The sequence below is a fragment of the Myxococcus vastator genome, assembly GCF_010894475.1.
In the GTDB taxonomy this organism is placed as follows: Bacteria; Myxococcota; Myxococcia; order Myxococcales; family Myxococcaceae; genus Myxococcus; species Myxococcus vastator.
In genome coordinates this window covers 1-3,832 of record NZ_JAAIYB010000613.1, presented here as the reverse complement: position 1 = coordinate 3,832, position 3,832 = coordinate 1, and the positions used below count along the sequence as shown (strand labels likewise).

The window sequence follows — 3,832 nt, the reverse complement described above, 5'->3', positions numbered from 1 at the left end:
GCGCGTGGGCATCGCACGGCGCGAGCTGGAGCGCGTCAGCGAGGCCGTGGGCGAGCTCACCGCGGACAAGACGTTGGGCCGCTCCGTCTTCCTGGACTACGTGCGCGCGCCGAACCCGTGGCTCTTCACGCTGGACGTGCCCGGCCTCCGCGCCGGTGACGTGGAGCTGCTGGGCCCCGTGAAGCTCTCCGTGAGCCGCGAGGCCCGCGTGCGCATCGAAGGGCCCAACGGCGCCGGCAAGAGCACCCTGGTGCGCGCGCTGCTGGAGAACGCGCGCATTCCGCTGGAGCGCGTGCTCTCCCTGCCCCAGGACGTCAGCGCGGACGAGGCCCGGGCCACGCTGGACGCGGTGCGCGCACTGCCGCCCGAGGAGCGCGGACGCGTGCTGTCACTCGTCGCGGCGCTCGGCGTGGACCCGGAGCGGCTGCTCGCCTCCGAGCAGCCCTCCCCCGGCGAGGTGCGCAAGCTCCTCATCGCCCGGGGCCTGGGCCAACACGCCTGGGCCCTGGTGCTGGACGAGCCCACCAACCACCTGGACCTGCCGTCCATCGAACGGCTGGAGGCGGCGCTGCGGGAGTACCCCGGCGCGCTGCTGCTCGTCACACATGACACGTCCTTCGCCCAGGCCTGCACCTCCGAGGTGTGGCGCGTGGAGCATGGCCAGGTGACGGTGACGTCCGGGTAGCCGGCGCGGCCGTCGAGGGACACGGGAGGCCATCAAGCACCGGCCTGCTGGAGGAACCACTCCACCAGGCCGGCCAGCCCCTCCTCCAGGGAGATACGGGGCCGGAAGCCCGTCTCGCGCTCCAGCGCGGACGGGTCCGCCCAGGTGGCCTCCATCTCCCCGGGCTGCGCCGGCGCGGAACGCACTCGCGCCGGAACGCCCAGGCGCCGCTCCAGCACGGCCAGGAAGTCGCGGACCGAGACGGGCTCGCCCCGCCCTACGTTGAGGACGCGACAGGCGGGTGCCCCCTGGGGCGGCCGATCCACCACGCGCACCACGGCCTCCGCCACGTCCTCCACGTGCGTGAAGTCGCGCTGCATCCGGCCCTCGTCATGCAGCGCCAGCTCGGCGCCGTCGCGCAGGGCCCGGAGGAAGCGCAGCGGGGCCATGTCCGGCCGACCCCAGGGGCCGTACACCGTGAAGAAGCGCAGGCCGCTGGTGGGCAGCCCGTGCAGGTGGCTGTACGCGTGCGCCAGCAGCTCATCGGCGCGCTTGGTGGCCGCGTAGACGCTGAGCGGGTGGTCCGCCGCCGCGCCCTCCTGGAACGGCGGCACCGAGCCGGCGCCATACACGGAGCTGGAGGACGCGTAGACCAGGTGCCGCACCCGGGCCGCGCTGGCCTGCTCCAGCACCTGGAGGAACCCCGACACGTTGGCGTCCACGTACGCCTGCGCGGTGCCCGCCGGCGCCCGCACGCCCACCCGCGCGGCCAGGTGCACCACGGCCTCGGGGCGCGTCTGCTCGAAGAGCGTCCGCAGCGAGGAGCCGTCGGTGACGTCTACGGGACGGAAGGTGAAGCCCGCCGCCCCCGGCAGCGTGCCGAGCCGCGCCAGCCGGGCCTGCTTCAACGCCACGTCCCCGGACGGGTCCAGGTTGTCCACGCCGATGACGTCATCACCGCGCGCCAGCAGCCGTGCGCTGACGTGGTGGGCAATGAAGCCCGCAGCTCCCGTGACGAGTACCCGCATCCACCTTCACGCTCCCACGCCTGCCTCCAACACACCACGGCGGAAGACGTGGACGCGGCGCTTCCCGTCCCCGCCACTTGCACGTAGGGTGGAGGCCCTCATGGTGTCCGTGAATCAGCTCCGCCCCTTCGCCGGTGCCTCGCTGGACGCGTTCCGGGCCGCGTCCGGCCCCGTGGCCCTCATCCAGCAGCCCGTGGAGCTCATCCGCCAGCACCACCGGGGCCTGGCGGCACGCACCGTCGGCATGGCGCACCGCGCGCACATGGACGAGCGGCTGCTCGCCATGCTCCGCGACTTCGACAACCTGGAGGTCCACTTCCTTCAGCCCTCCGTGGACGGCGAGGAGCTGACGGTCGGCCGCACCGAGGAGTGCGACCTGGTGGTGCCCGACCCGTCCGTCTCCCAGCACCACGCCACGATGCGCTGGAACGCCGCCCGCGGCGGCTTCTCCGTGCGTGACGCCGAGTCCATGAACGGCACCTTCATCAACGGCGCCCCCCTGGGCTACCGCGCCCAGGTGGTGCTCCAAGACGGGGACACCCTGGCCTTCGGCGACGCCCAGTTCCTCTACCTGCGCGCCGAAACCGTCTACGAGCACCTGCGCCTGGCCGTCCCGAAGAACGCGCTCTGAGCCGTCCCGCGCCCGGGGCTCACGGAATGGCCTGGATGGCCTCCACCACCGCCTTGCGCAGGTAGGAGCGCAGGTCCGTCTGCGCCTGGTACATGCCAATCGTGGAGACGGTGCGCGTGGAGTTGTTCCACCGCAGCTTGCCGTTGGGGCCCACCACGCCGGTCTCCAGCAGCACCTCCGCGCGGCCCATCAACTGGGCGGACGTCACGTCCACCCAGTTGAGCACCACCACCACGCCGGCCTCGGCCGCGTTGTCGTCGATCATCGCCACCACCTCGTGGATGGTGGGTGACGGCGACTGGGAGATGCGCGTCCCCACCACCTCGAAGCCCCGCTCGCCCAGCGTGGCCTGGGCCTGGCTGACGAGCACCGAACGGGGGTTGCCTTCCCCCATCATGTCCTGCCGGTACGTGAAGGTCGGCAGCGCGTCCACCCGGGAGCCCACCACCACCACCACCTTGCGCAGGGCCCCTGGCGGGCGGACCTGACGCGGAGCGCACGAAGCGAGCAGGAGGCACAGCAGGACGGCCGCGGGACGAAAGACGCGCATGACGGGGAACCTGGGAGACGGGTACGGAGCCACTATGCTGGCCCGCCGGGTCTCAGTCGAACAGTCCCTGGAGGTAGAAGCGTCCATCCCGTCCGTCGCGGAACACCCAGGCGGGGCCCAGCCCCTCGAAGTGGACCCGGTAGTAGTCCCGCTGGAAGGGCGCCTCCGACCACCACTCCCCGCCCAGCCGCTCCGGCCCCGTGAGCGCCGTCACCCGGTGCCGCCGGCCCCCCATGCGCGCGGCCAGCAAGCGTCCGGACTCCGCCACTTCCGCGTCCAGGCACGCCGGCTCCGCCAGCAACCGGGAGGGCCGCTCCCGTGAGGCCGCCGGCACCGCGCCGCGCCGGGCCCCTGGCTCCAGCAGCTCCGCGGACAGGCCCCGCCGCGCCTCCGGAGGCCGGAAGGCCCGTGCCCCGTGGGCCGCCTCGGGCCGGTGGACCGACGCCAGGCCCGCCGCGAAGAGCGACGCCTCCCCCAGCGTGGACGCCAGCCGCGACAGCACCACCTCCAGCGCCGCGTCACCCTCCGGCGCGTCCCCCAGCGCGAGCTGCTGTCCTCCGTCCTCGGAGTGCTCGTCCACCCGCGCGGACACCTCCGCCACCGGGTGCTCCAGCCGCAGTTCCTCCAGCCGGTGCCGCGCCAGCTCGTGCAGCAGCTTCGCCCGCGCCGTGGGCCGCGCCAGCGTCAGCGTCACCTGCCGTTGCCCCGAGGGGTCCAGCTTCAACGTGAAGGTGAGCCGCACCGCCGTCCGGCACCGCCCGGACAGCCGCGCGCCCAACCGGTCCGTCAGCGTCTTGAGCGCGAAGCGCAGCGGCTCGAAGGACTCGGCCGGGAAGTCCAGCACCACGCGCTCCTCCAGCACCGCTTCCAGCGCCGCGGGGACGAAGGGCGTGTCGTCCTCCCCGCGGCACCGCGCGTGGAGTCGTGCGCCCGCCGCGCCGCCCCGGGCCGCCACGGCC

The 3,832-nt window shown here is 73.7% G+C and carries 5 protein-coding genes; 2 read left to right on the top strand and 3 right to left on the bottom strand.

Annotated features, from left to right (window positions below; genetic code table 11):
* The coding region (locus G4D87_RS34885) for an ATP-binding cassette domain-containing protein (RefSeq protein ID WP_163786989.1) at window positions 1–685 on the top strand (685 nt) is incomplete at its 5' end.
* 32 nt (window positions 686–717) lie between these two features.
* On the opposite strand, the gene G4D87_RS34880 is transcribed toward G4D87_RS34885, so the two are convergent.
* The gene (locus tag G4D87_RS34880) at window positions 718–1,692 is read right to left on the bottom strand and encodes an NAD-dependent epimerase/dehydratase family protein (RefSeq protein WP_163786987.1); all 975 of its coding nucleotides are present in this window, start codon (window positions 1,690–1,692) and stop codon (window positions 718–720) included.
* Window positions 1,693–1,792: 100 nt separating this feature from the next.
* Here G4D87_RS34880 and G4D87_RS34875 point away from each other — a divergent pair, with 100 nt between their 5' ends.
* Complete coding sequence (locus G4D87_RS34875) at window positions 1,793–2,323, top strand: FHA domain-containing protein (protein ID WP_205507840.1); 531 nt, start codon at window positions 1,793–1,795, stop codon at window positions 2,321–2,323.
* Window positions 2,324–2,342: 19 nt separating this feature from the next.
* On the opposite strand, the gene G4D87_RS34870 is transcribed toward G4D87_RS34875, so the two are convergent.
* Together G4D87_RS34870 and G4D87_RS34865 are read right to left on the bottom strand one after the other, a co-directional pair.
* Entirely contained in the window at window positions 2,343–2,873 is a 531-nt protein-coding gene (locus G4D87_RS34870; RefSeq protein ID WP_240358851.1) for a hypothetical protein, read from the bottom strand.
* Between the two features lie 52 nt (window positions 2,874–2,925).
* Window positions 2,926–3,832, bottom strand: a 907-nt coding sequence (locus G4D87_RS34865) for a DinB/UmuC family translesion DNA polymerase (RefSeq protein ID WP_443192658.1), incomplete at its 5' end; no start/stop codon positions are given.